Genomic DNA, 3,734 nt, shown 5'->3' on the forward strand with positions numbered 1-3,734 from the left:
GGCCGTGGTGCCGTCCCCCGGGGGGCCGGGCGCCCCTGGCCCCCCCCGGGGCCGACGGATCCTACGTTCGACGCGGGCTGCCGCGTCCGGGCGGGGGCGCCGCGCTAGGGTGTGCGGCGTGCACTCGCCCGGAGATCCTGGCCTTGTTCCCCTGCCTGCGTCGACGCAGGTGCCGGGCGGTTCGGTGCTGCTCCGGGACGCCGCGCGGGTCCTGACCGACCCGGCCCTGCGGCCGGCCGCGCGCTGGTGGCGGCGGGTCACGGAGGAGGCCTTCGGGATCGACCTGGTTCCGGTGGCCGAAGGGCCCGCCGACGTCGTGCTCGCGCTCGCGGCCGACCTGCCGACCGGGGGCTACCGCGTCGAGGTGAACGCGCGGCCTGCGACGGCCGAGGGCGCGGCGACCGGGACCGTGCGCGTCGAGGCTGCCGACCTCGCCGGCGCCCATGCCGCCGCGCAGACCCTGCGCCAGCTCGCCGGACCCGCGGCGTTCCGCCGTGCGCCCGCGGACTACCGGGGGCCCGCCGGCTACCGGGCACCCGCCGACGACGGCGGCGCGACGCCGGGGCCCGTGCTCCCGGCCGTGCGGATCGAGGACCACCCGCGGTTCGCCTGGCGCGGCGTGCTGCTCGACGTCGCCCGCCACTTCCTGCCCAAGCACGACGTGCTGCGGTTCATCGACCTCGCCGCCGCCCACCGGCTGAACGTGCTGCAGCTCCACCTCACGGACGACCAGGGCTGGCGCGTGCAGATCGACCGGTACCCCGAGCTCACGCGCACCGGGGCGTGGCGGCGCGAGTCGACCGTCGGCACCTGGCGCACGGGCTCCCGCGACGGCCGTCCGCACGGCGGCTTCTACACGCAGGACGACCTGCGCGAGATCGTCGCCTACGCCCGCGACCGGGGCATCACCGTGGTTCCCGAGATCGACGTGCCCGGCCACGTCGAGGCCGCCGTCGCCGCCTATCCCGAGCTCGGCACGCGCAAGGACCGCAGCGGCGTCCGCACCACCTGGGGCATCAGCCAGGACGTGCTCGACCCGTCCGAGGGTTCGCTCGCGTTCTTCCGGCACGTGCTGGACGAGGTGCTGGAGGTCTTCGACGCTCCCTGGATCGGCCTCGGCGGCGACGAGGTGCCGCCGACGCTCTGGCGCGAGTCGCCGCAGATCGTCGAGCGCGCCCGGGCGCTGGGCCTGTTCGGGCCGGACGGCGCCGTCGACGTCGGAAAGCTGCACGGCTGGTTCGTCGCCCGGCTCGCGGAGCACGTGTCCGCCGCGGGCCGCCGCGCCGTCGTCTGGGACGAGGCCGTCTCGCCCATGCTCCCGCGCGACGTGATCGTCACGTCCTGGCGTGGGTACGCGCAGGGCGCGGCCGCGCTCGCCGCGGGGCACGACGTCGTCATGGCGCCCGAGCAGGCCGTCTACCTGGACCACCGGGCCGGCGAGCACCCCGCGGAACCCATCCCGGTCGGCTTCCTGCGCACGATCGAGGACGTCTACGCGTTCGACCCCCTCCCACCCGCGCTGAGTGCTGGGTATTTGTCGGCTCAGGGGGCCTCGACCCCACAGATACCCAGCACTCAACGGGCAGGGGGGCGGTTGCTCGGGGCGCAGGCTCAGGTGTGGACCGAGCATCTGGACAGCGCACGGCGGGTCGACTTCGCGACCTATCCCCGGCTGGCCGCGTTCGCCGAGGTCGTCTGGTCGCCGCGCGGCGACCGGGAGCCGGGCTCGGCGGCGTCGAAGGAGTTCCTGGACCGGCTGGAGCGGCACCACCTGCCGCGCCTCGACGCGTACGGCGTCGAGTACCGGCCGCTCGCCGGGCCGCACCCCTGGCAGACCCGGCCCGGTGTCCAGGGCTACCCGCGGGACCTCGCGGCCGAGACCGCCGTCGGCGGCTGGGCGGGGCTCGGCGGCTGGCGGGAGGACGGCGGCGTCGAGAACCTGCCGGAGCAGAACCTGCCGGAGCGGACCCCGTCGGACGAGCAGACCCTCTCGGACGAGCAGACCCTCTCGGACGAGCAGACCCCGGCGGACGAGCAGGGCCGGTCGGACGAGCGGAGCCCGGAGGGCGACGTGTGACCGGCACCGTCCACGTCCGCGGCGCCCGCCTGCCGCAACCCGACGGGACCCTGTCCGAACCGCTGGACCTGCACGTCGTGCGGGGCCGGATCGCGGCGATCACCCGCGCGGGCGCGCGGGACTTCGCCGCGCCGGACGGAGTGGGATCGGACGCCGCCGGACCGAACGCCGCTGCCCCGGACGACACCGCCCCGGACGACACCGCCCCGGACGACACCGAGCCCGACACCCGGACCCTCGACGCGCACGGCCGCGTCGCCCTGCCCGGCTTCGTGGACGCGCACACCCACGCCGAGGCCGCCGTCTTCGAGCCGGACGTGCAGCTCGCCATGCTCCGCCAGGGCATCACGACGGTCGTGACCGGCCAGGACGGCGTGTCGTTCGCGCCGTCCGACCCCGCGACCTACGCGTGGGCGAGCAGGTACTTCGCCGCGATCGACGGCGACCACCCCGGGTTCGCGGGCGGGTCCGTGGGCGACCTGCTGACGACCTACCACCGCACGGTCCCCGTGAACGTCGCCTATCTGGCGCCCCACGGCACCCTCCGGTACCGGGTGCTGGGGGCGGCGCAGCGCCCGGCGTCGGACGACGAGATCGCGGCCATGGTCGGCCTGCTGGAGCTGGCCCTGGACGACGGCGCCTGCGGCCTGTCGACCGGGCTGGAGTACGTGCCCGCCGCCTACGCCGACGAGCGGGAGCTGATCGCGCTCGCCCAGGTGGTCGCGGCCCGCGGGCTGCCGCACGTCAGCCACATGCGCAGCTACGAGGACAAGGGCGTCGCGGGGCTGGACGAGCTGCTGCGGATCGCCCGCGCGTCCGGCGTCGCCACCCACGTGTCCCACCTGCACGGCCCCGCGCGGGACCTGCTGGACCACATCGGGGCGGCGCGCGCCGCGGGCCACGACCTGACCTACGACTCCTACCCCTACCTGCGCGGCTGCTCCATCCTGTCGATGGTCGCGCTGCCCACGTGGCTCCCCGTGGCCGACGCCGCCGCGACCGTCGCCGCCCTGCGCGACCCCGCCCTCGCCGGGGGCCTGGGCGAGCACTTCGCCGGCCTCACCGACCTCTGGCCGCGCATCACCTTCGCGTCCGTGCCCGGCATGGAGTGGGCCGAGGGTCTGACCCTGCCCGACGTCGCCGCCCGGCTGGGGCGCTCGGCCCCCGACACCGTGGTCGAGATCCTCACGACCACCGCCCTCCGGGCGAGCTGCGTCTTCGCGCAGCCGCCCACCAACTCGCCCGAGTCGGTCCGCACGCTCGCCGGGTACGAGGGCCACCTCGCCGGGTCCGACGCGATCTACCGGGGCGGCCGGCCGCACCCCCGCGGCTGGGGCGCCTTCGCGCGGTTCCTCGACGAGCACGTGCGCCGCGGCTCGTGGAGCTGGTGGGACGCGGCCGAGCACCTGTCGGCCCGGGCGGCCCGCCGGTTCGGCCTCGCGGGACGCGGCCGCCTCGTGCCCGGGGCCGTGGCGGACCTCGTGCTCGTGGACCCCGGCCGGGTCCAGGACGAGGCGACGTACGAGCAGCCGCGCACGCCCGCCACGGGCATCGAGGACGTGCTGGTGGCCGGGGTGCACGTGCTGGCGGACGGAGCCCTCACGGGAGAGACGCCGGGGCACGGGCTGCGTCCCGCCTCAGGTTCGTGACCATCCCC

At 76.4% G+C, this 3,734-nt stretch carries 2 protein-coding genes; both read left to right on the forward strand.

Annotated features, from left to right (window positions below):
- Positions 1-118 precede the first annotated feature (118 nt).
- Positions 119-2,077: a beta-N-acetylhexosaminidase gene (locus tag ACFWEJ_RS27890; protein WP_377232415.1), complete on the forward strand. Its 1,959-nt coding sequence runs from the start codon at positions 119-121 to the stop codon at positions 2,075-2,077.
- Entirely contained in the window at positions 2,074-3,726 is a 1,653-nt protein-coding gene (locus tag ACFWEJ_RS27895; RefSeq protein ID WP_377232416.1) for an amidohydrolase family protein, read from the forward strand. Before ACFWEJ_RS27890 ends, ACFWEJ_RS27895 begins: the two co-directional genes overlap by 4 nt.
- Positions 3,727-3,734 lie beyond the last annotated feature (8 nt).

This window comes from Promicromonospora sp. NPDC060204 (assembly GCF_042728455.1).
GTDB lineage: Bacteria > Actinomycetota > Actinomycetes > Actinomycetales > Cellulomonadaceae > Promicromonospora.